The sequence below is a fragment of the Duffyella sp. Ts4 genome (genome assembly GCF_051851875.1).
Taxonomy (GTDB): Bacteria; Pseudomonadota; Gammaproteobacteria; order Enterobacterales; family Enterobacteriaceae; genus Duffyella; species Duffyella gerundensis.
The window spans coordinates 1-26,125 of sequence record NZ_JBLYPN010000011.1 but is presented as its reverse complement, the minus strand read 5'-3'; the positions used below and the strand labels follow the sequence as shown (position 1 = coordinate 26,125).

23 protein-coding genes are annotated in these 26,125 nt (G+C 53.8%); 11 read left to right on the top strand and 12 right to left on the bottom strand.

Translation table 11 applies throughout. The annotated features are described in order from the left end of the window. The first annotated feature begins 2 nt into the window (after nt 1-2). The 4 genes from trmH (at nt 3) to ACJY2L_RS15060 (ending at nt 6,059) form a co-directional block, all read left to right on the top strand. Entirely contained in the window at nt 3-701 is a 699-nt protein-coding gene (trmH, locus tag ACJY2L_RS15075; RefSeq protein ID WP_187486852.1) for a tRNA (guanosine(18)-2'-O)-methyltransferase TrmH, read from the top strand. After that, complete coding sequence (gene recG / locus ACJY2L_RS15070) at nt 698-2,776, top strand: ATP-dependent DNA helicase RecG (protein WP_187486853.1); 2,079 nt, start codon at nt 698-700, stop codon at nt 2,774-2,776. Before trmH ends, recG begins: the two co-directional genes overlap by 4 nt. A gap of 88 nt (nt 2,777-2,864) precedes the next feature. Next, nucleotides 2,865-4,241 (top strand): nucleobase:cation symporter-2 family protein, encoded by a 1,377-nt coding sequence (locus ACJY2L_RS15065; RefSeq protein WP_439214391.1) that lies wholly within the window; start codon nt 2,865-2,867, stop codon nt 4,239-4,241. Between the two features lie 138 nt (nt 4,242-4,379). Further along, nucleotides 4,380-6,059 (top strand): AsmA family protein, encoded by a 1,680-nt coding sequence (locus tag ACJY2L_RS15060; RefSeq protein ID WP_439214390.1) that lies wholly within the window; start codon nt 4,380-4,382, stop codon nt 6,057-6,059. A gap of 29 nt (nt 6,060-6,088) precedes the next feature. Here ACJY2L_RS15060 and fabY read toward each other — a convergent pair whose 3' ends face one another. The 5 genes from fabY to typA all read right to left on the bottom strand — a co-directional run bounded on the left by fabY (nt 6,089) and on the right by typA (nt 11,039). Then, nucleotides 6,089-7,036, bottom strand: coding sequence for a fatty acid biosynthesis protein FabY (fabY, locus tag ACJY2L_RS15055; RefSeq protein WP_067426548.1), 948 nt, complete (start codon nt 7,034-7,036; stop codon nt 6,089-6,091). 57 nt (nt 7,037-7,093) lie between these two features. Continuing rightward, nucleotides 7,094-7,531 (bottom strand): D-aminoacyl-tRNA deacylase, encoded by a 438-nt coding sequence (gene dtd, locus ACJY2L_RS15050; protein ID WP_225701199.1) that lies wholly within the window; start codon nt 7,529-7,531, stop codon nt 7,094-7,096. Next, nucleotides 7,528-8,397, bottom strand: a complete 870-nt coding sequence (locus tag ACJY2L_RS15045; RefSeq protein WP_439214389.1) for a virulence factor BrkB family protein — start codon at nt 8,395-8,397, stop codon at nt 7,528-7,530. The genes dtd and ACJY2L_RS15045 overlap by 4 nt, the downstream gene beginning before the upstream one ends. A gap of 4 nt (nt 8,398-8,401) precedes the next feature. Next, nucleotides 8,402-8,998: a glucose-1-phosphatase gene (gene yihX / locus ACJY2L_RS15040; RefSeq protein WP_439214388.1), complete on the bottom strand. Its 597-nt coding sequence runs from the start codon at nt 8,996-8,998 to the stop codon at nt 8,402-8,404. A gap of 220 nt (nt 8,999-9,218) precedes the next feature. Continuing rightward, nucleotides 9,219-11,039, bottom strand: a complete 1,821-nt coding sequence (typA, locus tag ACJY2L_RS15035; protein ID WP_439214387.1) for a ribosome-dependent GTPase TypA — start codon at nt 11,037-11,039, stop codon at nt 9,219-9,221. 432 nt (nt 11,040-11,471) lie between these two features. Here typA and glnA point away from each other — a divergent pair, with 432 nt between their 5' ends. The 4 genes from glnA (at nt 11,472) to ACJY2L_RS15015 (ending at nt 15,787) form a co-directional block, all read left to right on the top strand. After that, nucleotides 11,472-12,881 (top strand): glutamate--ammonia ligase, encoded by a 1,410-nt coding sequence (gene glnA / locus ACJY2L_RS15030; RefSeq protein WP_067426535.1) that lies wholly within the window; start codon nt 11,472-11,474, stop codon nt 12,879-12,881. Nucleotides 12,882-13,088: 207 nt separating this feature from the next. Further along, nucleotides 13,089-14,138, top strand: a complete 1,050-nt coding sequence (gene glnL, locus ACJY2L_RS15025; RefSeq protein ID WP_439214386.1) for a nitrogen regulation protein NR(II) — start codon at nt 13,089-13,091, stop codon at nt 14,136-14,138. A 7-nt stretch (nt 14,139-14,145) separates the two neighbouring features. Next, nucleotides 14,146-15,555, top strand: coding sequence for a nitrogen regulation protein NR(I) (glnG, locus tag ACJY2L_RS15020; RefSeq protein WP_067426529.1), 1,410 nt, complete (start codon nt 14,146-14,148; stop codon nt 15,553-15,555). A gap of 121 nt (nt 15,556-15,676) precedes the next feature. Continuing rightward, entirely contained in the window at nt 15,677-15,787 is a 111-nt protein-coding gene (locus ACJY2L_RS15015) for a YshB family small membrane protein (RefSeq protein ID WP_157883828.1), read from the top strand. Between the two features lie 38 nt (nt 15,788-15,825). Here ACJY2L_RS15015 and hemN read toward each other — a convergent pair whose 3' ends face one another. Both hemN and yihI read right to left on the bottom strand, forming a co-directional pair. Then, on the bottom strand, nt 15,826-17,199 hold the full coding sequence (gene hemN, locus ACJY2L_RS15010; RefSeq protein ID WP_439214431.1) for an oxygen-independent coproporphyrinogen III oxidase: 1,374 nt from the start codon (nt 17,197-17,199) through the stop codon (nt 15,826-15,828). A gap of 242 nt (nt 17,200-17,441) precedes the next feature. Next, nucleotides 17,442-17,966, bottom strand: coding sequence for a Der GTPase-activating protein YihI (gene yihI, locus ACJY2L_RS15005; protein ID WP_439214385.1), 525 nt, complete (start codon nt 17,964-17,966; stop codon nt 17,442-17,444). A gap of 554 nt (nt 17,967-18,520) precedes the next feature. Between yihI and yihA the strand changes: the two genes are divergently transcribed. Next, a complete protein-coding gene (gene yihA / locus ACJY2L_RS15000; RefSeq protein WP_439214430.1) occupies nt 18,521-19,147 on the top strand; it encodes a ribosome biogenesis GTP-binding protein YihA/YsxC in 627 nt (208 codons plus the stop codon). Nucleotides 19,148-19,217: 70 nt separating this feature from the next. Here yihA and ACJY2L_RS14995 read toward each other — a convergent pair whose 3' ends face one another. The 5 genes from ACJY2L_RS14995 to ACJY2L_RS14975 form a co-directional block, all read right to left on the bottom strand. Next, entirely contained in the window at nt 19,218-19,265 is a 48-nt protein-coding gene (locus tag ACJY2L_RS14995; protein WP_071892919.1) for a spot 42 RNA, inhibition of DNA synthesis, read from the bottom strand. Nucleotides 19,266-19,514: 249 nt separating this feature from the next. After that, nucleotides 19,515-22,295, bottom strand: a complete 2,781-nt coding sequence (polA, locus tag ACJY2L_RS14990) for a DNA polymerase I (protein ID WP_439214384.1) — start codon at nt 22,293-22,295, stop codon at nt 19,515-19,517. Nucleotides 22,296-22,706: 411 nt separating this feature from the next. Next, entirely contained in the window at nt 22,707-23,336 is a 630-nt protein-coding gene (dsbA, locus tag ACJY2L_RS14985) for a thiol:disulfide interchange protein DsbA (RefSeq protein WP_439214383.1), read from the bottom strand. Nucleotides 23,337-23,361: 25 nt separating this feature from the next. Further along, nucleotides 23,362-24,348: a serine/threonine protein kinase gene (locus tag ACJY2L_RS14980; protein WP_439214382.1), complete on the bottom strand. Its 987-nt coding sequence runs from the start codon at nt 24,346-24,348 to the stop codon at nt 23,362-23,364. A 51-nt stretch (nt 24,349-24,399) separates the two neighbouring features. Next, entirely contained in the window at nt 24,400-24,669 is a 270-nt protein-coding gene (locus tag ACJY2L_RS14975) for a YihD family protein (RefSeq protein ID WP_264289672.1), read from the bottom strand. Between the two features lie 70 nt (nt 24,670-24,739). Between ACJY2L_RS14975 and mobA the strand changes: the two genes are divergently transcribed. Then, nucleotides 24,740-25,315, top strand: coding sequence for a molybdenum cofactor guanylyltransferase MobA (gene mobA / locus ACJY2L_RS14970; protein WP_439214381.1), 576 nt, complete (start codon nt 24,740-24,742; stop codon nt 25,313-25,315). Further along, nucleotides 25,315-25,827, top strand: a complete 513-nt coding sequence (gene mobB, locus ACJY2L_RS14965; protein WP_439214380.1) for a molybdopterin-guanine dinucleotide biosynthesis protein MobB — start codon at nt 25,315-25,317, stop codon at nt 25,825-25,827. Before mobA ends, mobB begins: the two co-directional genes overlap by 1 nt. The last annotated feature ends 298 nt before the right edge of the window (nt 25,828-26,125 follow it).

Below are 26,125 nucleotides of genomic sequence, written 5' to 3'. Positions count from 1 at the left end.
CGATGAATGAACAACGCTTTACCCGTATCAGAGAAATGCTGGCTGCACGCCAGCACGATCTCACCGTCTGCATGGAACAGGTGCATAAGCCGCACAACGTCTCTGCCGTGATTCGTACGGCCGATGCCGTAGGCGTTCATGAGGTTCACGCCGTCTGGCCGGGCAACCGCATGCGCACCGTGGTCTCATCCGCCGCAGGCAGCAACAGCTGGGTGCAGGTGAAAACCCATCCCACCATCGCAGACGCAGTAACTCATCTCAAAGGCCAGAATATGCAAATTCTGGCGACGCACCTCTCTCCGCAGGCGGTGGATTTCCGTGACATTGATTACACCCGGCCAACCTGTATTTTGATGGGACAGGAAAAAACCGGCATCACCGCAGAAGCGCTGGCGCTGGCCGATCGGCAGATCATCATTCCGATGATCGGTATGGTGCAGTCATTGAACGTCTCGGTGGCCTCGGCGTTGATTCTTTATGAAGCGCAGCGTCAGCGCCAAAATGCCGGCATGTACCAGCGCAGTGAAAGCCCGTTGAGCGAAAGTGAACAGCAGCGCCTGCTGTTTGAAGGCGGTTATCCGGTGCTGGCACGCGTGGCTAAACACAAGCGTTTGCCCTATCCCTACATTAACGATGCCGGTGAAGTGATCGCCGATGACGAATGGTGGGCAACCATGCAATCCACGGCCCGTAAAAGATGACAGGCCGCCTGCTGGACGCCATTCCGCTTAATTCCCTGACCGGCGTCGGTGCCAGTCAGGCAGGCAAGCTGGCTAAGCTCGGCCTGCTCACCGTTCAGGATTTACTGCTGCACCTGCCGCTGCGCTACGAAGATCGCACCCAACTCTACGCCATTAACGATCTGCTGCCGGGCATTTGGGCCACGGTGGAAGGCGAAGTGCTGCACAGCGACATTACTTTTGGCCGACGCCGCATGATGGTGTGTCAGATCAGCGACGGCAGCGGCGTGCTTACTATGCGTTTCTTCAATTTCAACGCAGGCATGAAAAACAGCCTTGCGCCGGGCAAGCGCGTCACCGCGTACGGCGAGATCAAGCGTGGCCAGCGCGGCGCAGAAATTATTCATCCTGAATACCGTATTCAGGGCGAAAACAGCGTCACGGAACTGCAGGAGACGCTGACGCCGGTCTATTCCACCACCGAAGGCATTCGTCAGGCAACGCTGCGCAATCTCACCGATCAGGCGCTCAAACTGCTGGAAACCTGCGCCATTGCCGAATTACTCCCGCCAGAACTGAGCCACGGCATGATGAGTCTGCCGGATGCACTGCAAATGCTGCATCGTCCGCCGCCTGATATGCAGCTTGCCGATCTGGAAAGCGGTAAACATCCGGCACAGCGGCGGCTAATCCTTGAAGAACTGCTGGCGCATAACCTGAGCATGCTGGCGGTGCGGGCAGGCGCACAGCGTTACCATGCGCTGCCAATGACGGCGCGCCACCAGCTTAGCGACAAACTGCTGGCGGCGCTGCCCTTCACGCCAACGCAGGCGCAGAAGCGCGTGGTAAAAGAGATTGAACAGGATTTAGCGCTCGATTATCCGATGATGCGCCTGGTACAGGGCGACGTTGGCTCAGGCAAAACGCTGGTTGCAGCGTTAGCCGCGCTGCACGTGATCGCCTGGGGCAAACAGGTTGCGCTGATGGCTCCAACCGAACTGCTGGCTGAGCAGCATGCCAATAACTTTCGTCAGTGGTTCAGTCCGCTTGGTCTCGAAGTGGGCTGGCTGGCCGGTAAGCAGAAGGGCAAAGCGCGGCTGGCACAGCAGGAGCTGATCGCCAGCGGCCAGGTCAATATGATCGTCGGCACCCATGCCATTTTCCAGGAACAGGTGCAGTTCAACGGCCTGGCGCTGGTGATCATTGATGAACAGCACCGCTTTGGCGTGCATCAGCGGCTGGCGCTGTGGGAAAAAGGCGAAGAGCAGGGCTTTCATCCTCATCAGCTGATCATGACCGCCACGCCCATTCCGCGCACGCTGGCGATGACGGCCTATGCCGATCTCGATACCTCCACCATTGATGAGCTGCCGCCGGGCCGCATGCCGGTTACCACGGTAGCGATTCCCGATAGCCGACGCGCTGAAATCATTACTCGCGTGCAGAGCGCCTGCGGTGAAGGCCGTCAGGCTTACTGGGTTTGCACGCTGATTGAAGAGTCTGATCTGCTGGAAGCACAGGCGGCAGAAGCCACCTGGGAAGAGCTGAAGCTGGCGCTGCCGGAGATTGCCGTTGGGCTGGTGCATGGCCGTATGAAGCCAGCCGAAAAGCAGGCGGTGATGCAGGCTTTTAAACTCGGCGAACTGCAGCTGCTGGTGGCTACCACGGTGATCGAAGTGGGCGTGGACGTGCCCAATGCCAGCCTGATGATCATCGAAAACCCGGAACGCCTGGGCCTCGCCCAGCTGCATCAGCTGCGCGGACGCGTAGGCCGTGGCGCCATCGCGTCGCATTGCGTATTGCTCTACAAGGCGCCTCTGAGCAAAACCGCCCAGAAACGTCTGCAGGTGCTACGCGACAGCAACGACGGCTTTGTTATCGCCCAGTGCGATCTGGAAATCCGCGGTCCCGGTGAGCTTCTGGGTACCCGTCAAACCGGTAATGCTGCCTTCAGGGTTGCCGATCTGCTGCGGGATCAGGCGATGATTCCGGAAGTGCAGCGCGTTGCGCGCCATATTCATCAGCACTATCCGCAGCAGGCGCAGGCGCTGATAGAGCGCTGGCTGCCTGAAACCGAGCGTTATACCAACGCCTGACCCGCTCTTTATTATCCTGCATTAGCAAACGATTGCTTTTAGCGGGCTTCTGTTTACAATCGCCATTTTGTGATCAGGAACAGAAAAAATGTCCGCCAATCCCACCGACTCGACTGCTGCCAATCCGGCAAAAAGTGAACTGATTTATCGCCTTGATGACCGCCCGCCGCTGCCACAAACGCTGTTTGCTGCATGCCAACATCTGCTGGCGATGTTCGTTGCGGTGATCACGCCCGCGCTGCTGATTTGCCAGGCGCTTGGCCTGCCCGCGCAGGACACGCAGCACATTATCAGTATGTCGCTGTTCGCTTCCGGTATCGCCTCTGTTTTACAGATTAAAACCTGGGGGCCGGTCGGTTCAGGATTGTTATCTATTCAGGGCACCAGCTTTAACTTTGTTACGCCGTTGATTATGGGCGGCATGGTACTGAAGAATGGCGGCGCGGATGTACCTACCATGATGGCGGCGCTGTTCGGCACGCTGATGGTCGCTTCCTGTACCGAGATGGTGCTATCCCGCGTGCTGCATCTGGCACGGCGCATTATTACGCCGCTGGTCTCCGGCATTGTGGTGATGATTATCGGCCTGTCCCTGATCCAGGTTGGCCTGACTTCGATTGGCGGCGGCTTTGCCGCGATGAACGATCACACCTTTGGTGCGCCGAAGAATCTGATGCTGGCAGGTGCGGTATTGTTGGTAATTATCCTGCTCAATCGCCAGCGTAATCCCTACCTGCGCGTCGCATCTCTGGTGATCGCCATGGCGGTGGGGTATCTGTTGGCCTGGGCGATGGATATGCTGCCGCAGCAAACCGCTCCCGCCACCAATGCCTTGATTGCCGTGCCAACGCCGCTTTACTACGGCCTTGGTTTCGACTGGAACCTGCTGATTCCGCTGATGCTGGTATTTATGGTGACGTCGCTGGAAACCATCGGGGATATCACCGCCACTTCTGATGTTTCTGAGCAGCCGGTTAGCGGACCGCTTTATATGCAGCGCCTGAAAGGTGGCGTGCTGGCTAACGGCCTGAACTCCTGCGTTTCCGCCCTGTTCAACACCTTTCCCAATTCCTGCTTCGGCCAGAACAACGGCGTGATCCAGCTAACCGGCGTGGCCAGCCGCTACGTCGGTTTTGTCGTGGCGCTGATGCTGATCGTGCTGGGCCTGTTTCCCGCGGTAAGTGGTTTTGTGCAGCACATTCCTGAACCGGTACTCGGCGGTGCCACGCTGGTGATGTTCGGCACCATTGCGGCCTCCGGCGTGCGCATCGTGTCACGCGAGCCGCTGAACCGTCGCGCCATCATGATTATCGCGTTGTCGCTGGCCGTCGGTCTTGGCGTCTCGCAACAGCCACTGATCCTGCAGTTTGCGCCTGACTGGCTGAAAACCCTGCTGTCATCGGGCATCGCTGCGGGCGGCATTACCGCTATCATACTCAATCTGGTTTTCCCGCTGGAAAAATAGAGCACGAAGGACGGGCGCCTGCCCGTCCGTTCACCGGCGGCATCCTCTCAATTGTTGTGACTTTCTCTTCAGGCGGTTGAGCCAGAACGGTAATTCAGGCATAACAACCTCTGGCGGAAACTCTTAGGGAAAGGTGCAATGAAATTTGTCGGAAAATTTTTACTGACGCTGCTGCTGCTGGTGTTATTGCTGCTGGTGATCGCCTATGTATCACTGCAAACGCGCTGGGGCGCAGGCTGGGCCAGCCGCTGGATCAGCGACAATACCGACTGGCACCTTTCCGTCAGCAAAATCGAACACAACTTCTCTTCGCCTGGTCATTTAACCCTCGATGATTTCACCTTCGGCCACGATGGCGAACCCGCGGTGCTGGTAGCGAAAAGCGTCGATCTCGGCTTTGCACTGGCACAGTTCAGCCAGCCCGGCCACTTTGATACGCTGCTGTTAAAAGACGGGACGCTCGATCTGGCAAACCTCAACGGTAATGAAGCGCTGCCGCTGGCGGCCAACCGATTACAGCTGAGCAATATGGTGATCCGCAGTCCCGATAATGTATTGCCTCTGAGCGCCAGTGCGGTAAACGGTGGCGTTCTGCCGTGGCAGCCGAAAAAAGGCGATCTGCTGGGCGACAGCGCGAACTTCCAGATGAGCGCGGGCGATCTCACACTGTACGGCGTGGCGGGCAAAAACGTGCTGATTCAGGGCCGCATGGATCACGGTCAGCTGCAGCTCAACAACATTGGCGCCGATCTGGCACGCGGATCGCTAACCGGTAACGCCGGACGCGACGCCGTGGGCAACTGGCGGATCAATAATCTGCGCCTGAACGATATTCGTCTGCAAACCAGCGAGTCGTTGCAGGATTTTCTGCGGCCGCTGACGCAGGTGCCCTCGGTACAAATTGACCGCCTGGATATCACCGATGCGCGCCTGCAGGGCCCGGAATGGGCGATTACCGACCTCGATCTGTCGCTGAAAAACATTCGTCTGCACGGCAACGACTGGGAAAGTGATGATGGCTCGCTGGAGATGAATGCCAGCAACTTCATTAATGGCAGCCTCGAATTTATCGATCCGATTGCCAACATGCACTTCACTGCGCAGGGCATCGATCTCGATCAGTTCAGCACCCGCTTCGTTAATGGGCTGATTCGCACCAACGGCAGCTGGACACGTAACGACAAAACGCTGGTGCTGGATGAGCTGGTGATCGCCGGTCTGGAATATACTCTGCCGCAGAACTGGCGCGCGCGCTGGCAGAAAACCTTACCTGGCTGGTTGCAGGGCGTTGAGGTGGAGAAACTCAGCGCCAATCGCAATCTGCTGATTGATGTGAATCCTGATTTTCCGTTTCAGCTCACCGCGCTGGACGGCACCGGCAGTGAGTTGACGCTCGCGCGTCACCAGCAATGGGGCATCTGGCGCGGGACGCTAAGCCTGAACGCGGCGCAGGCGACCTTTAACCGCACCGATCTGCGCCATCCGTCGCTGGCGCTGACTGCTGACGATCAGCGCATCAAGGTGACAGAAATGAGCGCATTTGTAGGTGAAGGTATGCTGGAAGGATTGGCGGTAGTGGATCAAAACGCGGCGCGTGCGCTGATGCTTAATCTTAACGGTCGGGCAGTGCCCGCTAACGTTCTGCAGAACTGGGGTTGGCCAGCGCTGCCGTTAACCGGTAGCAGCAATCTGACACTGAAACTGAACAGCAGCCTTGCCGCCGGAAACACATTGAAAGCCAGCAGCAACGGCGAGCTGCGCGTGACTACCGATAACAATGAGATTCAGCAAAGCATGACCGCTGGCGAGGTAAAATAAACTGCGGGCCGCCTCAGCGCGGCCCGTTATTAATTGATGCGGGCGCCAGAGCCGCCCTCTTCCAGCGGTCCATCCGGATCGGCAGGCAACACCAGATACACGCCTTCAAATACCGCACCGCACTCATCATTGCCAAACAGTTCAACTTCTAACTGAACACGGGCCTTGCGACCACGCGCCAGGCGATCCAGATCGCCGCTGAGCGAACCGAGATCGGCAGTGGCACCTGGACGGCCTTTAATCGGATGGCTGTAACGAATGTGCGCATCGGCCAGAATGATGGTACCGCCAAGATGGCGCTCACGCAGCAGCAGCCAGATCAGCCCCCATCCGGTCAGCGTGGCGAGCGAAAACAGGCTGCCAGCAAACAAGGTCTGATGCGGGTTCTGATTGCCGGTTTCCGGCATGGTGGTGACAAATTTCTGCCCGGTATATTGCAGGATGCGTACGCCCATTTTTTCGCTGAGCGGGATGTGATCGTACCAGGCCTGTTGTAGCTGGCCGCACCAGTCTGCGCGATGCAGAATATCATCAAGGGTGATGACCGGTTTAATCATCAGAAAGTGGCGCAGCGGTGTGGTCTGCGGCGCGGTGATTTCACCCTGATTGATGTAGCCCAGCTTGGCGAAGAAAGCGATCGCATCTTCGCGCGCGCTACACACCACGCGCTTGGCGCCTTCCTGACGAGCAACGGATTCCAGCGTCATGGCCACCAGAGTTCCCAACCCTTTGCCCTGCACGGAAGGATGCACGGCAAGAAAGCGGATAGCGGCTTCATTGTCAGCATTAATATAAAGGCGGCCAATGGCGACCGGTTTACCGTGCTCATCCACCACCATCTGATGATGGGCAAGCGCATCCCAGGCATCGCGCTCGGAGCCCTGTGGCTGCCGTAGCGGTTTGCGCAACATTTCCCAACGGAACTGATAATAGGTTTCCAGTTCCTCTTCTGTTTCTGGCACTCGAAGATGGTACATAAATGGATCTCTCTTTCGCCACCCGGACGCCAGTTCAAACGCCGGTGATGCGTGGTTTTACACCTGCAACCAGAACGTTACCGGGCCATCGTTCACCAAAGCAACCTGCATATCGGCGGCAAAACGCCCCGTTTCTGTCACAATACCTTTGTCGCGGCTCAGCTGAATAAAATGCTCATAGAGACGCTCCGCTTCAGCAGGCGAGGCGCCGCCAGAGAACGACGGGCGCATGCCTTTGTTCGTATCAGCCGCCAGAGTAAATTGCGATACCACCAGCAGACTGCCGCCTGTCTGTTGCAGGCTCAGATTCATTTTGTCATTTTCATCGCTGAAGATGCGGTATCCCGCCACGCGATCCAGCAGCCGGCTCGCTTTGCTGTCATCGTCCTCTTTTTCGACGCCTAACAGCACCAGCAAACCGGGCCCAATTTCGCCGATGGTCTTGTCGCTAACGGTTACGCTGGCTTTCAGTACGCGTTGAATCAGTGCAATCATAGTTCTCCAGCGGATTTTTCATCCTGCTCCTGCTGCTTTAGCTGGCGGTAATCTCCCACGGTGGCAGTGATTTCTGCACCGAGCAGGACAATGCACCACGTCCAGAACACCCACAGAAAGAGAATAGGCACTACCGCCAATACGCCATAAATCAGTTGGTAAGAAGGGAACATCGTAACATAGAGTGCAAAGCCCTTTTTACCCAGCTCAAACAGCAGCCCCGCCACCAGCGCACCAATCAGGGCATCGCGCGGCGGCACGCGTACCGTTGGCACCACGCTGTACAGCAGCCAGAACGCCAGGCAGGAGAGCAGCAATGGGAACAGGCGCAGCATGTGATCAACCAGGCTGGTGACGCCCGTAGCGTTGACCCAGCGTAGCGAGAGCAGGTAAGAGCTGATCGCCAGGCTGGCCCCTGCCAGCAGCGGGCCCAGGGTTAAAATCATCCAGTAAACGGCAAAAGAGAACACCAGCGGGCGCTTTTTTTTGCTGCGCCAGATGGCGTTCAACGCGCAATCAACGGCGTGCATCAGCAGCAGCGCGGTGACAATTAACCCCACCGCACCGACGGCGGTCATCTTGTCGACATTCGCCACAAACTGCTCAAGGTAGTGCTGAATGGTGTTGCCCGCAGCCGGTACGAAGTTGGTAAAAATGAAGTTTTTTAGCTGGTGGCTGATGTCGGAGAACTCCGGAAAGGCGGCAAAAAGCGCGAACACCACCGCCACCAGCGGCACCAGTGCCAGCAGTGAGACATAGGCCAAATTGCCCGCCTGCACCGTCATATTGTCTTCATCTACTCGCCGCCATAGCAGCTTGATCCAGGTGACAGCGACTTTCATGGACCGGCCAGCATGCATTTTCATTGGATTACAGTCGGCCTGCGAACCAGCCAGGAATGACCTTCGCATCCGTCACCAGCACACTATTGATACCTAATGCGGCGGCCGCGTCGATATTGGCCTGGTTATCATCGAAAAATACCGCCTGATCGGCGCTGAAGCCTTCCTGCTGTAACACCTTGAGGAAGATGTCCGGTTCCGGTTTACGCATGCCCATCTCCTGCGAAAGATAAATCGCATCGGCGGCTTTCTGCACCTCCGGATACTGGGTTGGCCAGAACTCACAGTGCAGACGGTTGGTATTCGACAAAATAACCACCCGATCGCCCTGCGCGCGCAGTTTTTGCATTACCAGCAGCGCATCCGGGCGCACGCCGACGAAAATAGCCTGCCAGCCGGCGGTAAACTGCTCGAAGCTCAGCGCCATGCCGAGTTCATCGCACAAGGCAGCGGCAAAGGCTTCATCGCTGATTTCGCCACGCTCGTGCTGTTCAAAGGCCTCACCCATCTGAAACTCTTTCTGTAACAGGGCCAAAGGCACACGGCCGAGGTCGCTCCAGACGCCCAGCGCACGGTTGAAATCAATATCAACAATGACGTTACCTAAATCAAAAATGTATAACATGGCCCGCTCTCCTGTTTCGGTGACTCTTCACTCTAGCGGTAAAAACAGACCCTGAACAGGCCGCCACAATTGAAGCGAAAAATTTAGGCAAGCGCGGTGTGAAGGACGGCAAAAAGAAGGCGCGAAAAAAGCGCGGTGAAAGGAAATAAACCACTACCCGTAGCGGATAACAGGCGAAAAAAAACCCCGGCATGGCCGGGGTTTAGCAGTCAGCGCAAGATTACTCTTTGCTGCCGCGCGATGCGCGTTTACGATCGTTTTCGCTCAGGTGGCGCTTACGAATACGCACAGACAGTGGTGTCACTTCTACCAGCTCGTCATCATCGATAAACTCGATCGCCTGCTCAAGGGTCATCTTGATTGGCGGAACCAGCGTCGTGGCTTCGTCAGTACCGGAAGCACGCATGTTGGTCAGCTTCTTACCGGTCAGACAGTTTACGGTCAGGTCGTTAGAACGGCTGTGAACACCGATGATCTGGCCTTCATAGACTTCTGCACCGTGACCGAGGAACAGTTTGCCGCGATCCTGCAAACCAAACAGTGCAAACGCAACCGCTTTACCCTGGCCGTTAGAGATCAGCACGCCGTTCTGACGTTGGCCCACTTCGCCCTGACGAATATCATCGTAATGGCTGAAGGTGGAGTAGAGCAGACCGGTACCGGAGGTCATGGTCATGAATTCGTTACGGAAGCCAATCAGGCCACGGCTTGGGATCACGTAGTCGAGACGTACGCGGCCTTTGCCATCCGGATCCATGTTTTTCAGGTCGCCTTTACGCTCACCCATCGCCTGCATCACAGAACCCTGATGGGTTTCTTCGATGTCGAGGGTCACGTTTTCGAATGGCTCTTGTTTGCGGCCTTCGAACTCACGGAAGATAACTTTCGGACGGGATACCGCCAGTTCGAAACCTTCACGACGCATGTTTTCGATCAGAACGGACAGGTGAAGTTCACCACGGCCTGATACGCGGAAAGCGTCAGAATCTTCAGTTTCTTCAACGCGCAGCGCAACGTTGTGGACCAGCTCTTTGTTCAGACGCTCAAGGATCTGGCGAGAGGTAACGTATTTACCCTCTTTACCACAGAACGGTGAGGTGTTGACGTTAAAGAACATGGTTACGGTTGGCTCATCGACGCTCAGGGCTGGCAGCGCTTCCACATTTTGCGTATCGCAAATGGTGTCAGAGATGTTCAGCTCGCCCAGACCGGTGATGGCAATGATGTCGCCCGCTTCAGCCATGTCGCTTTCAATACGCTCCAGACCGAGGTGACCCAACACTTTGCCCACTTTACCGTTGCGGGTTTTGCCTTCGCTATCAATGATAGTGACCTGCTGGTTTGGCTTCACTTTGCCGCGTTTGATACGGCCGATGCCGATCACACCCAGGTAGTTGTTGTAGTCCAGCTGCGAAATCTGCATCTGCAGCGGCGCATCAGCCTCAACCTGTGGTGGAGAAACGTGGTCGACGATCGCCTGATAGAGCGGGGTCATGTCGTCAGCCATGTCGGTGTGTTCCAGACCCGCGATACCATTCAGCGCCGAAGCGAAAATGATCGGGAAGTCCAGCTGCTCGTCAGTAGCATCAAGGTTTACGAACAGGTCAAATACCTGGTCAACAACCCAATCCGGACGGGCGCCTGGACGGTCAACTTTGTTGATAACAACAATAGGTTTCAGACCATGGGCAAAAGCTTTCTTGGTCACGAAACGCGTTTGCGGCATCGGGCCGTCCATCGCATCGACGACCAGCAGCACGGAGTCCACCATTGACATTACGCGCTCTACCTCACCGCCGAAGTCGGCGTGTCCTGGGGTATCAACGATGTTGATGCGGTAGTCATTCCATTTAATGGCGGTATTTTTTGCGAGGATGGTAATCCCACGCTCTTTCTCCAGGTCATTGGAGTCCATCACACGCTCGGTCGCTTCGGTACGCGCGTCAAAGGTACCGGATTGTTGCAGCAGTTTGTCGACCAGGGTTGTTTTTCCATGGTCAACGTGCGCGATGATGGCGATGTTACGCAAATTTTCGATCACAGCTTTGCCTCAGGCATTAGAAATAGCGCGCTATTGTACACGGATTAATCGAAGGACTGAACAGGATCACAAATTTGAATAAAAATTTGCGTTCGGACTAGCCATCAGCACCTTTTACAGTGCAAGAATTGCACTTTAAAGCATGATTGCACCAAAATGGTGCCCATCAATCACCCAGAGGCACCAAGATGGTGCGCGACTTCCATCATGGTGCATTATTCGTTTCACTTGAGGGCGCATAATAGCGCTTTTTTCAGCAAATAAGAAAGTTGGCATAGAATTCGCTTTATTTGCATTAAGCGAAAACAGCAGTTTCCACAACGGTTGACAGCTTGTCTGAGATATTTATGGTGAATGTATGCGCAGCTTTACGCTTCAACACCAAAAAAATCTCACACCACGACAACAATACAATTTCCAGGAGAGTTGAGTATGTCCGCTGAACACGTTCTGTCGATGATGAACGAAAACGAAGTTAAGTTTGTTGACCTGCGTTTTACCGATACCAAAGGTAAAGAACAGCACGTTACGATTCCGGCGCACCAGGTTAACGCTGATTTCTTCGAAGAAGGCAAGATGTTCGATGGCTCCTCCATCGGCGGCTGGAAAGGTATCAACGAATCCGACATGGTGCTGATGCCTGACGCTACCACGGCGGTAATGGATCCTTTCTTTGAAGATCCTACGCTGATCATCCGTTGTGACATTCTTGAGCCAGGCACCATGCAGGGCTACGATCGCGATCCACGTTCTATCGCCAAACGTGCAGAAGATTACCTGCGCTCTTCCGGCATCGCCGATACCGTGCTGTTTGGACCAGAGCCAGAATTCTTCCTGTTTGATGATATCCGTTTCGGCTCCTCAACCTCTGGTTCACACGTGGCTATCGATGATATCGAAGCGGCCTGGAACACCGGTAAAGAATATGAAGGCGGCAACAAAGGCCACCGTCCAGGTCTGAAAGGCGGCTACTTCCCGGTGCCACCGGTCGATTCCTCACAGGATATCCGTTCTGCCATGTGTCTAACCATGGAAGAGATGGGTCTGGTTGTTGAAGCGCATCACCACGAAGTGGCAACTGCAGGTCAGAACGAAGTGGCAACCCGCTTCAACACAATGACCAAGAAAGCAGATGAAATTCAGATCTACAAATATGTTGTGCACAACGTGGCGCATGCCTACGGCAAAACCGCGACCTTTATGCCTAAGCCAATGTTTGGCGATAACGGCTCAGGCATGCACTGCCATATGTCCCTGTCAAAAGGCGGCACCAACCTGTTTGCCGGCGACAAATACGGCGGCCTGTCTGAAATGGCGCTGTTCTACATTGGCGGCATCATCAAGCACGCTAAAGCGATTAACGCCCTGGCGAACCCGACCACCAACTCTTACAAGCGTCTGGTCCCGGGTTATGAAGCACCGGTTATGCTGGCTTACTCAGCGCGTAACCGTTCTGCATCTATTCGTATTCCAGTAGTTGCCAGCCCGAAAGCGCGTCGTATCGAAGCGCGCTTCCCGGACCCAGCGGCTAACCCATACCTGGCGTTTACCGCACTGCTGATGGCTGGCCTCGACGGCATCATCAACAAAATCCATCCTGGCGATGCGATGGATAAAAACTTGTATGACCTGCCACCGGAAGAAGAAGCTGAGATTCCAAAAGTAGCGGGTTCACTGGAAGAAGCGCTGAATGCGCTGAACGAAGACCGCGAGTTCCTGACCCGCGGTGGCGTATTTACCGACGAATCCATCGATGCTTACATCGAACTGCGTAAAGCAGAGATGGATCGTGTTCGCATGACGCCGCATCCGGTTGAATTTGAGCTGTACTACAGCGTGTAATTCGGAAGTAAGCCTGGCGGATGCCACGCCGTAGCAAGGTAACCCTTACCGGCGCTACGGCAGACACAGCAAACGTCAGGGCTCTTGTTGCCGTGGAAACTTTCAGCCCATCTCCGGATGGGCTTTTTTCTCCACAAATTTGCCGCGTTAACTCAGGTAAATCAGGCTGTGACTATAATGCACCAATAAGGTGCAGAGGATCGCTGTATGGCAACATCCATCCTGCCCGATGCCGGGCAGATTCTTAACTCATTGATCAACAGTATTTTATTGGTCGATGACGAACTGGTCATTCATTACGCCAACCCGGCAGCCCAGCAATTGCTGGCGCAAAGCTCACGTAAATTATTTGGCACGCCGCTGCCTGAGCTGATGGGTTATTTTTCGCTCAACGTTGATGTTATGAATGAGAGTTTACAGGCAGGCCAGGGCTTCACCGACAGCGAAGTGACGCTGGTGGTCGACAGCCGGGCGCATATCATGTCACTTACGGCGCAGCGTCTGCCGGACGGCTTTATCCTTATGGAAATGGCGCCGATGGATAACCAGCGCCGCCTCAGCCAGGAACAGATTCAACACGCTCAACAGGTGGCGGCGCGTGACCTGGTGCGCGGACTGGCGCACGAGATTAAAAATCCACTCGGTGGATTACGCGGCGCGGCGCAGCTGCTGGCTAAAGCGTTGCCCGATCCGTCGTTAACTGAATATACCAAAGTGATCATCGAACAGGCCGATCGCCTGCGTAATCTGGTCGATCGCCTGTTGGGTCCGCAGCAGCCGGGCATGCATATTACGCAAAGTATTCATCAGGTTGCCGAGCGCGTGGTGAATCTGGTGTCGATGGAGCTACCGGAGAATGTGTCACTGTTGCGTGATTACGATCCGAGCCTGCCAGAGCTGCCCCACGATCCGGACCAGATTGAGCAGGTGCTGCTTAACGTGGTGCGCAATGCGTTGCAGGCGCTGGGAAGCGAAGGCGGCACGATTACGCTGCGTACCCGCACCGCTTTTCAGCTGACCCTGCATGGCGTTCGCTATCGTCTGGCGGCGCGTATTGATGTTCAAGACGATGGCCCGGGTATTCCGACGCAATTACAAGATACGCTGTTCTATCCCATGGTCAGCGGCCGCGAAGGAGGCACCGGTTTAGGTCTCTCTATCGCCCGCAGCCTGATCGACCAGCATTCAGGAAAAATAGAATTTAACAGTTGGCCTGGTCATACCGAATTCTCGGTTTTCCTGCCCATTCGCCAGTGAGGTTTCTATGCAACGAGGGATAGTCTGGATCGTCGATGACGATAGCTCCATCCGCTGGGTGCTCGAACGTGCACTTACTGGAGCCGGTTTGACCTGCGCGACGTTCGAAAGTGGCAATGAAGTGCTGGACGCGCTCGCCACCAAAACACCCGATGTTTTACTGTCCGATATCCGCATGCCCGGCATGGATGGCCTGGCGCTGCTGAAGCAAATCAAGCAGCGGCATCCGATGTTACCGGTGATTATCATGACCGCACACTCCGATCTGGATGCGGCGGTGAGTGCCTATCAGCAGGGTGCCTTTGACTATCTGCCAAAGCCGTTTGATATCGATGAGGCGGTGGCGCTGGTTGAACGTGCTATCAGCCATTATCAGGAACAGCAACAACCGCGTAATCAGCCGGTAAGCGGACCAACCACCGATATTATCGGTGAAGCACCGGCGATGCAGGATGTGTTTCGTATCATCGGCCGCCTGTCGCGCTCTTCGATCAGCGTTCTGATCAACGGCGAATCGGGTACCGGTAAAGAGCTGGTTGCGCATGCGCTGCATCGCCACAGCCCGCGAGCGAAAGCGCCTTTTATCGCCCTGAACATGGCGGCGATTCCCAAAGATCTGATTGAGTCAGAGCTGTTTGGTCATGAAAAAGGGGCATTTACCGGCGCTAATCAGATTCGTCAGGGACGCTTTGAACAGGCCGATGGCGGCACGCTGTTTCTCGATGAGATTGGCGATATGCCAATGGACGTACAAACCCGCCTGCTGCGCGTGTTGGCTGATGGGCAATTTTATCGGGTTGGCGGTTACGCACCGGTGAAAGTTGACGTGCGTATTATTGCGGCAACCCACCAGAACCTGGAGATGCGCGTACAGGAAGGTAAGTTCCGTGAGGATCTGTTTCATCGCCTGAATGTGATTCGCGTTCATTTGCCGCCGTTGAGAGAACGCCGGGAAGATATCCCGCGCCTGGCACGCTATTTCCTGCAGGTTGCCGCGCGTGAACTGGGCGTTGAGGCAAAGATTCTGCATCCGGATACCGAAACCGCCCTGACGCGACTGCACTGGTCAGGCAACGTTCGCCAGCTTGAAAATACCTGTCGCTGGTTGACGGTAATGGCTGCCGGTCAGGAAGTGTTGACGCAGGATTTACCCGGCGAACTGTTTGAGTCCTCGGCAACGGAAAGCCCTTCTCAGTCATTACCGGATAACTGGGCAACGCTGCTGGCGCAGTGGGCCGATCGCGCGCTGCGATCCGGTCATCAAAACCTGCTTTCCGAGGCTCAGCCCGAGATGGAACGCACCTTGTTGACCACGGCGCTGCGCCACACTCAAGGACATAAACAGGAGGCGGCGCGTCTGCTGGGCTGGGGGCGTAATACGCTGACGCGGAAGCTAAAAGAGTTAGGTATGGAGTAAACGGGTAAGGCTAAAAAAATCCTGCTTCGGTGGTAAAAGCGATCGCATTTTTTCTTCGCGATTGCATCTTTACAGGCTGATGCCATTCAGTATTATGCTGAACGAACACGGGAGAACTGACATGTTTGATTACTTCATTCATCTCATTTCGCAGAGCCCCGGCATCAGCCATACGCCTCAGGCAGCCGTTGCCGCCCTGCTCTGTGCTGCACTTATCGGTTTCTTCAATTAATAAAGCGCCGGCGGGGTTTGCCCACCGGCGCTTTTTTATTAGATGACCCGCGAGAACGACTGCAAACGCGCCTTGTGACGCAGATAGCGATCGAAGCACATGCAGATATTCCTGATCAGTAATCGTCCGCGTGTGGTGACGTTGATGCGCTCTGCGTCGATCTCCATCAGCCCATCTTCTGCCAGCGGCATCAGCAAATCGAGATCCTGAGCAAAATAGTCAGCAAAGCTCAGGGACCAGCGCTGTTCAAGCGCCCGGATATCAAGAGTGAAATGGCAAATCAGCGATTTGATCACCTCGCGGCGCAGACAGTCATCTTCATTCAGCATCACGCCTCGCCATAACCCGCTGCCCTGCTGTTCAACCCGATCGTACCAGCTGTTAAGTTCTTTATGATTTTGCGCGTAGCTGTCGCCCAGCATGCTGATGGCCGAGACGCCAAGCCCCAGCAGATCGCTATCGCCCTGCGTGGTGTAGCCCTGGAAATTGCGATGCAACTTGCCTTCCCGCTGCGCAATGGCCAGCTCATCCTGCGGACGGGCAAAGTGATCCATACCGATAAACTGATAGCCCGCTGTGCTGAGCGAGGCGATCGATTGCTGCAGGATGGTGAGCTTCTGCTGCGCATCCGGCAGATCGGCATCTTTAATTTTGCGCTGGGCGGCAAACATGGCCGGCAAATGCGCGTAATTAAAGATGCTGAGGCGATCGGGATTAAGTGCAGCCACTTTTTGCAGCGTGTAGGCAAAGCTTTCGGGCGTCTGTTTTGGCAGGCCGTAAATCAGATCGATATTGCTGGAGGTAAAGCCGAGTGCACGAGCCCGTGCCATTAACGCAAAAATCACGTTCTCATCCTGAACGCGATTGACCTTCTCCTGCACCGTTTTATTGAAATCCTGCACGCCCATGCTCAGACGGTTAAATCCTGCAGCCCGCAGGTGATCGAGTACATCGAGCTCAATTTCGCGCGGGTCAATCTCAATGGAAATTTCCGGCGTAGCCGCGAAGGTAAAATGCTGCTGTAGCATCGCCATCAGCCGCGATATCTGCGTTGTGGTTAAGAACGTAGGCGTGCCGCCGCCCCAGTGCATCTGGCTCACGGTACGCTGGCTGAACAGAGGAGCACGCGCCTGAATCTCTTTTTCCAGCACATCAAGGTAGCGATCGGCCTTGTGCTGGTGGCGCGTCACAATTTTATTGCAACCGCAGAAATAGCAGAGACGGTGACAAAAAGGGATGTGAAGGTAGAGCGAAAGTGGCCGTTGAGGATAACGGCTGGCCGCGGCGGTAAAATCAGCGTCGGTAAACTGTTCGCTAAATTCCAGCGCGGTGGGATAAGAGGTATAACGCGGTCCGGCGTGATTATATTTCTCTATCAGCGCCTGATCCCACTCTATCTGCGGTGCCGCCATCATCTTCTCTCCCGTTGCGTCGTCTGGATGACCGTCGCACACGCGGGGGTAAAGAAGGCGCTTGTCTGACGGCTCTCCGTCGCAGCAAAACCTTAAGCTGCGACAGGCGCCGTAGTGTAAACAATAGCCAGAGCAGATAACATGCAAGAAGTAGCGCTAAAATTGATCCAGGCCAAATCATTATCATTAAGCGATTCCTGATCGCCGCGTCAAAACACCGCCGCGATCATGATCAGGCTGAATTAATCTTTACCTTTCAGCAGGCGATACATATCTTCGTCCGCTTCATCTTCTTCTTCTTCGTCCAGCTCAATGCCAAGCTGTTCCATCAGGACGTCGATACGATCCAGTGTCTGATCGAGCCATGCCTGATCTTCAGCAGAGAGTTTCTCACCGCTTTCCAGACGATTCAGCAAGGCATCCAGACGCTCGTCATTCTCCAGCATCTGCAGCTCTTCCTGCGGACTCAGACGCGGCCTGGCGGCGGCTTTTTTCTCCGCAACCGGTTTGGCTTTAACCGCAGCTTGCTGGCCCTCTGCGATTAACGGAATCGGCTTCTTGCTGCCGATACGGGGATCGGCTTTTTTGTTGCCGTTGCCTTTCTTCTGGGCTTCGGTAACAGGATTAGCCCGGCTGCCCGCTGCATGGCCACGGTGTTTTTTATCACGCTTGCGATCGCGTGCTTCAACGTTCATTTCTTCGCGCGATTTACGCTTGGCTTTTGGCGCTGCGGTCTTACCCTGCGGCGCGCGTGCAGGTTGCTTCATGATGTTGGCTCTCGGCAATGATAATTCAGTATAGAATTGCGGCGGAATCTAGCAGAAAGCGGACAAAGAAAAAAGGCGACAGAGCAATCTGTCGCCTTTTTTCGTACCTTCCGTAGAAGGACAGTCATCCTTTACATCCCTTTATGCAATCAACATCCCGGTTTATCCCGTCTGCTGTCCACTCATCCCGAGCGCTTCCTTATCCCTGACGGTCTCTCCTTCAGACCCCATCCTTTTTCCCTGCTCTGCTGCCTTCCGGGCTATCCCTGAGCGCTTCCTGAGGAAGCTCGTCTACCTGACGCTGTGAATAATGTAGACCATCTGGTTCAACTCACAAGGTAGCGCCAGCGAATATTACATCCTCTCTAGCGAGAACAATCACAATCAATTGAAAATTAAGTAGTTATTTTTTAAATTTTTTTATAATTATATTAATCACTGACAGAAACCATAGCCAATCTCTCACAACGTAATGCGATCGGAACCCATCGGGCGCTTTTCCGCCAATCAAGGTATAATCACCGCCAAATTGTTATGACTTAAGCTGGAGTGCCATTTTGTCCTGGAATTATCATATAACCCATTTCGTAACCAGTGCGCCCGACATCCGCCATTTACCGGCCGACACCGGCATCGAAGTGGCGTTTGCAGGCCGTTCAAACGCCGGTAAGTCCAGCGCACTGAATACGCTGACCAATCAGAAGAGTCTGGCGCGCACCAGTAAAACGCCGGGACGTACGCAGCTCATTAACCTGTTTCAGGTCGTTGAAGGCGTGCGCCTGGTGGATTTGCCCGGTTATGGCTACGCCGAAGTCCCGGAAGAGATGAAGAAAAAGTGGCAGCGCGCGCTGGGTGAATATTTGCAGATGCGCCAGTGCCTGAAAGGATTGGTGGTGCTGATGGATATTCGTCATCCCATGAAAGATCTCGACCAACAGATGATTCAGTGGGCCGTGACCAGCGGGATTTCCGTGCTGGTTCTGCTGACTAAAGCGGACAAGCTGGCTTCTGGCGCACGCAAAGCGCAGCTTAAGGTGGTGCAGGAAGCAACGGCAGCCTATGTTGGCGACATTCAGGTGGAAATGTTCTCATCCCTGAAGAAAATCGGCGTTGATAAATTGCGTCTGAAGCTCGACAGCTGGTTCAGCCAGCCGCCGCAGGAAGAGGAAACGGGCGAATAGACGTCCGCTTTCCTGCCGCGCAGCCATAAAAAACGCCCCAGTCACAAAAGTGACTGGGGCGGCTAAATATTCAGCCAAATCCGATTACGTGAAGTAAAAGGTCTGAAAGATAGAACATCTTACCTCTGTACCCTACGCCGCGAACTTTACCCGATTTTTTGTGAGCGAAAAAGCATTTTTTGCATTTAGCTCAGATTAAAGCAGCCTGTTTCTGTAATCTTCATCACAAAAACACATTCAGCCAGTAGCGCTTACTTTAGAAAAGTGCTTCTGCTTTAGCCGGTTAGCGATCGGCCATGGCGCAGTGCCATGGCTAAACCGTATCACCAGAGCGTTTTCTTATTGCTGGTCTAACGCGATAACGGAATCAGTGCGCTTCATCCCAGTTATCACCAATGCCCACTTCTACCTGCAATGGCACATCAAGCTGCATGCTGCTTTCCATCAGCTGGCGAATTTTCTCACAGGCTTCATCCAGCAGGGGCTCTTTCACTTCAAACACCAGCTCATCGTGAACCTGCATGATCATTTTCACATCCGGCTGCTGCTGGAGCCACCGATCAACTTCGATCATGGCGCGTTTGATAATGTCTGCTGCGGTACCCTGCATTGGCGCATTGATCGCTGCACGCTCGGCGGCTTTGCGACGAATCGCATTGCTAGATTTGATGTCCGGCAGATACAGACGACGGCCATCCAGTGTCTCCACATACCCTTTTTCTGCGGCGAATTTGCGCGTATTTTCCATATACTGCAACACGCCAGGATAACGCTCGAAGTAAAGGTCCATATATTTCCGCGCCTCGCCGGCACCGATATTGAGCTGACGAGAAAGACCAAAAGCGCTCATGCCGTAAATCAGGCCAAAGTTGATTGCTTTGGCGCTGCGACGTTGCTCACCACTGACCTTGTCCAGCGGGCTGCCAAACACTTCAGCCGCGGTAGCACGGTGAATATCTTCGCCTTCAGCAAACGCCTGTAGCAGACCTTTGTCCTGCGACAGGTGCGCCATAATGCGCAGCTCAATTTGCGAATAGTCAGCTGCCACAATGCGACAGCCTGGCGAAGCGATAAATGCCTGGCGAATGCGACGCCCTTCATCGTTACGCACCGGAATATTTTGCAGGTTTGGCTCGGTTGAAGAGAGCCTGCCGGTCGCCGTTACCGCCTGATGATAAGAGGTATGTACGCGTCCGGTAAGCGGATTCATCATCTGCGGCAGTTTGTCGGTATAGGTCGACTTCAGCTTCGATAAGCCGCGATGTTCAAGGATCACTTTAGGCAGCGGATAATCAAGTGCCAGCTCAGCGAGCACCTCTTCGCTGGTTGATGGTGCCCCGCCCGGCGTTTTTTTAGTTGGCTTAATGCCCTGCTTCTCAAACAGAATAGTTTGCAGCTGCTTAGTAGAAGAGAGATTAAACGGCTCGCCAGCCAGCTCGTGCGCCTGTTTCTCTAGCTCATCAAGGCGCAGCGTTAGCTCCTGCGAATGTCTGGCCAGAATATGCTGATCGATCAGCACGCCGTTTCGCTCAATACGCGAAATCACCGGAACCAGCGGCATTTCAATCTCATTGAAAACGCGTAACGGTCCAGTCTGCTTTTCCAGTTCCGGCCACATTTTCAGATGCAGCTGCAGCGTGACGTCGGCATCTTCTGCGGCATAATGCGCAGCCTGCTCCAGCGCTATCTGGTTAAAGGTAAGCTGATTTTTGCCCTTACCGGCAATCTCTACGAAGGTAACGGTTTTGTGGTTTAGCCAGCGTGCTGAGAGCGTATCCATGTCATGTTTGCCCACAACGCTGTTCAGCAAGTAGGATTCGAGCATGGTATCGAATTTAATGCCCTGTAATTCGATATCGTAATTTTTCAGCACGCCGCGATCGTATTTGAGATTTTGCCCGACTTTACTGGCAGAGCTGTCTTCAAGGATTGGCTTCAGGCGCGACAGCACCCAGTCGCGATCGAGCTGCGGTGGCGCATCAATATAATCATGAGCAACCGGCAGATAGGCCGCTTCGCCCGGCGCAACGGCCACGCTGATGCCGACAATAGTAGCGGTCAGCGTGTCCAGCGAATCCGTTTCCAGATCGAAGGCAAATACGTCGCAGGCTGCGATTTTTTTCAGCCATTGATCGAAGGTTTCTTCATCAAGAATGGTGACGTAACCGTCGGCAGAGAGCACGCTGGTCGCCTCAACGACGGGCGCGGCTTCGACAGCGGTTGCAGACGCAGTAAATCCGCCGCCTCGTTTACCCTGCAGCCATTTCCCTTCTTCAAGATCGCTGCACCACCGCTTGAACTCATAATGACGGAACAGCGAAAGCAGTGAATCGACTTCCGGCTCAGCTACGTTCAGCTGCTCGTAACTCAGATCCAGCGGCACATCGGTTTTAATGGTGGCCAATTGATAGGAAAGAAACGCGAGTTCTTTGTTCTGTTCAAGCTTGGCCGCCATGGTCCTGGAACCGCGGAAGCCAAGTGCGGCCACCTTATCCAGATTCTCATAGAGCGCAGTCATTTTGCCTAAACCCTGCAGCAACGCCTGCGCGGTTTTCTCACCGACGCCCGGCACGCCCGGAATGTTATCGGAGGCATCGCCCATCAGTGCGAGGTAATCGATGATCAATTCTGGCGGCACGCCATATTTATCATTGACCTCTTCCGGGCCCAGAATGCTGTTGCTCATGGTATTGATCAGCGTGATGTTCGGCGTAACTAACTGCGCCATATCTTTATCACCGGTGCTGATCAGCACCGAGCGACCCGCTTTGTCTGCCTGCAAGGCCAGCGTACCGATGACGTCATCAGCCTCGACACCGGAAACGGCCAACAACGGCAGGCCCATCGCTTTTACCATCTGATGCAAAGGTTCGATTTGCGCACGCAGATCGTCCGGCATGGGTGGACGATGCGATTTGTAATGCTCGAACAGCTCATCGCGAAACGTTTTTCCTTTGGCATCAAAAACCACTGCAACGTGGCTCGGCTTATATTGCAGCAGCATGCTGCGCAGCATATTCAGGACGCCATACATCGCACCCGTTGGTTCGCCTGCGCTGTTAGTCAGCGGGGGAAAAGCGTGATAAGCACGATAAAGATAAGATGATCCATCGACCAGAATCAGTGGGTTTTCTGCTATTTGAGCCATAAGTCATTACGTCTTCGTTGCCAATGTTTGTGACAAGCATGCCACAGCTGACAAGAAAAGATAAAACAACCGGCATAAAAGAGTGCGAACGGGCAGCGAGGAAGGAGATGATCCTTTGGATCATCCTGTGGATAAGTTTGTGCGTAAATTTGCAAGCCTGTTGTGACTTACAATAATATAGATTTTACTAAAACATATAACTGATTAAAATCAATAGCCTGTACAAATATATTGACTGGTGCCAGCATAAATTGTGATTTACTTCAATGTGGATATTAAATTTGTACGGCTAATTTTTAATGCCGTATCCGGCAAAAAAATTTTCGCATTAGGGCTATTTATTTACCCAGCGGCAAAATGCCGGCATAAAAAAACGCACCAGTAAAACTGATGCGTTTGATGATAAAAATATTACTTTTTCGCGACGAGGAATTTTACTACGTCAGCGTATTGCAGTGCTACGGTATCCATTGAGCTGGTATCAAGACCACCGTTATTCACCATATATTTGCCATTAACAAACATCGCCGGCACGCCCTGCAGATTGACATCTACCGCGGCCTTTTCCTGCTGTGCGACCAGTGCTTTAACCGCAAAGCTGTTGAAGGCACCATCATACTCGGCTGGCGTGATGCCTGCGGCTTTAACGAAGGTATCTTTCAGGCTGTTAGCATCAGTAATGGTCTGGGTTTTCTGAATACCGTCAAAAATGGGCGCCGCGACTTTATCTTCCACACCCAGCGCCATGGCAACAGCCCAGGCCTGAGTAACGGTTTTGCCCATTTCGCCGCCTAAAAACTCAACGTGGTATTTCGTCACCTTAACGTTTTCCGGCAGATTTTTTTTCACCGTCTCGCTGACGTGATAAACACGCTCGAACTGATAGCAGTGAGGGCAAAAGAAGGAGAAGAATTCCACAACCTGCGGCTCGCCAGTGGCAGGTTTATCCAGGGTGATATATTGCTGACCATCGGTGAACTGCGCCGCTGAGGCGCTGAATGCCAGCATCAGGCCAACCAGCGCCAACCAAATCTTTTTCATCTGTTCAAACTCTCCATTCATCATATTAAAATACAGGGGCCAGTTGAATTGGCGGCTCATGCAGCAGCTTTTCCTGCTCGGTAAATAAGCCAATTTGCCTGCGCCAAAAATCCTCATCGGTCATCCACGGGAAACTGCGTGGAAAAGCGGGATCCTGCCAGCGGCGAACAACCCACGCCAGATAATAAACCATGCGCATGGCCCGTAAAGGCTCAATCAGTGACAATTCATGTAGATCGAACTCGCTGAACTCGCCGTAGGCTTCCAGCAGAATATCCCACTGGATACGCTGCTCCTGACGGTCGCCATTAATCAGCATCCACAAATCCTGAATCGCAGGACCCGTTCGGGCATCATCTAAATCCACAAAGGATGGACCATCGCGCCAGAGGATATTACCTGCATGGCAGTCGCCGTGCAGCCGTAGAGGGCGCCAGTCAGTATGCCAGCATTGTTGTAAAGTTTTGCCAAGCCGCTCCAGCGCCGCCAGTAAAAGCGGCTTCAGCTTAACCGGAATCAGCGGGCTGTTTTCCAACAGCTGAAGAGGCTGAAGAATATATTCCTCAAGACCCATGGTCGGACGGGAATGAAAGGCGCCTTTAGCGGCGGTTTGATGAATGCGTCCGATAAAACGGCCAACCGCTTCCATCTGATCTTCATTATCAGATTCATATTGTCGTCCCCCAAGGCTGGGGAAGATGGCAAACCAAAAGCCAGCGTGTTGATGCAGCGTTTTGCCCTGCAATAAAAGCGGTGCGGCAAGGGGCACTTCATCCGCTTTTAAATCCAGCGCAAAGGTATGCTCTTCAAGGATCTGCTCAGCTGACCAACGCTGCGGCCGATAGAATTTTGCCACATAACGACGCTTATCCTCATCGGTAAACTGATAAACGCGATTTTCGTAGCTATTAAGTGCCGTCAGCCCTGATTCCACACGAATACCGGTATCCCAAAGCGCATCAACGATGGTCTCAGGATCCAGCGTGTGGAAATTAAATGCGGCATCATTCATGATCATTGCCTGCTCGTTTAGCTGTCGGAGCGGGCAAGGATAGCACTGATATCACTCTTTGATCACGCCACGCGCACGCAACAACGCCGTTTTGAAATCATCTTCATAATCTTTTTTCAAGCCGGGGATGGCTGCATCGCTGGCAGCATCCCGCATTTTGAGCTGGTAAATCAACGCGTCATCCGTAAGGTCTGCAAGATTTTCGTTGTATCCCGCCTCACAGGCTATCTGTTGAATAAACTGGAGCAGGTTGAGATCAGGCGCAGTGAGCCAGGCAGCTGAAAGCAATTCAATAAGCTCGTTATGGCGTTGGTATTTCATTATGATCTCCACATGCAGAAGGTAGCATTACGTTACCCGAATCGTTGCGCCAACATCATTGAGGTAGGTCATGAAGGCTAATGTTACAGGCGTTATTTTGTCAGGTGGTCGCAGCTCGCGTATGGGTGGGCAGGACAAAGGTTTGATGCTGCTCAATGGCGAACCGCTGTATCAGCATGTGTTAAAGCGTCTGCAGCCACAAGTGAGCACGGTGATCATTAGCGCAAATCGCCATCAGGATAGTTATCAGCGCAGCGGCTGTCAGGTAATCGGCGATTCGCTGGACGATTATCTGGGGCCGCTGGCGGGCATGCTCGCGGCATTGCAGAATATTGAAACCGAATGGGCGGCTTTTACCGCCTGTGATACACCTTTTATCCCCGCAGACTATGTTGCACGCCTTTGGCAGGCTAAAGCTGAGGCACCTATTGTGTGGGTAAAATCAACCCAGCGTGACCATCCGATGTTGTCAGTGATCAATCGACGCTGTGTTGATGAACTCCTGCATTTTTTGCAACAGGGCGAGCGTAAGGTCATGCATTTTATGCGTCAGCAAGGTGGACATGCCGTTGAGTTCACTGAGGAAGAGCAGGTTTTTATGAATGTGAATACCGCTGAAGAGTTACGTATGGCAGGGGAACTTTAATGCTTCCATTACTGGCAGTTGTCGCCTGGAGTGGCACCGGCAAAACGACGCTTCTCACTAAGCTCATTCCACGCCTGAAAGCGAAAGGAATACGGCCGGGTCTGATTAAGCATACTCATCATAAAATGGATGTCGATACGCCAGGCAAAGACAGTTATCGATTACGGAAAGCAGGTGCCGATCAGGTGATGGTCGCCAGCAGTCAGCGCTGGGCATTAATGACCGAAACGCCTGCCGCGATAAAACTGGAGTTGCGGGACCTGGCTGCACAATTTGATGAAAATATTACAGATCTGATTCTAGTCGAAGGTTTTAAAGGCGAGGATGTGCCAAAAATTGTGCTGTGGCGAGAGGGAGTTAAGGGCGAGCTAAGTGACTTGCTGGATAAAAAAGTGATTGCTGTGGCCAGCGACGTTGCTATTGAGGTGAATATGCCGCGACTGGATCTTAACAACGTTGACGAAATTGCTCAGTTTATTGTGGAATGGCTGGCGGAATGCAGTAATAAGTAGCGCTCTGAAGGTTCATTTCTGCTGCCGTGCGGAAGACATATTATCCCTATCTTACTGCGGCCAGAGCGGTCTTTGCTTCCGTCAACTTAACGCAGCGGTTGTCCATCCGATCTGTATAACTAAAGTTTTTAGCTTATCTTCAAAAATCTATAGCATCAAAGAAAATTCATTTCAGGCATATTTCACGGCCTGGATAACGCTTTCCGGGCTAATCTTTTCTGTTAAGGTAGATTTTTTCCATGCGAAAGGGCCCCGCGCTTTCGCGCGGGGCCCTTCTGGTTTGATGCCTGGCAGTTCC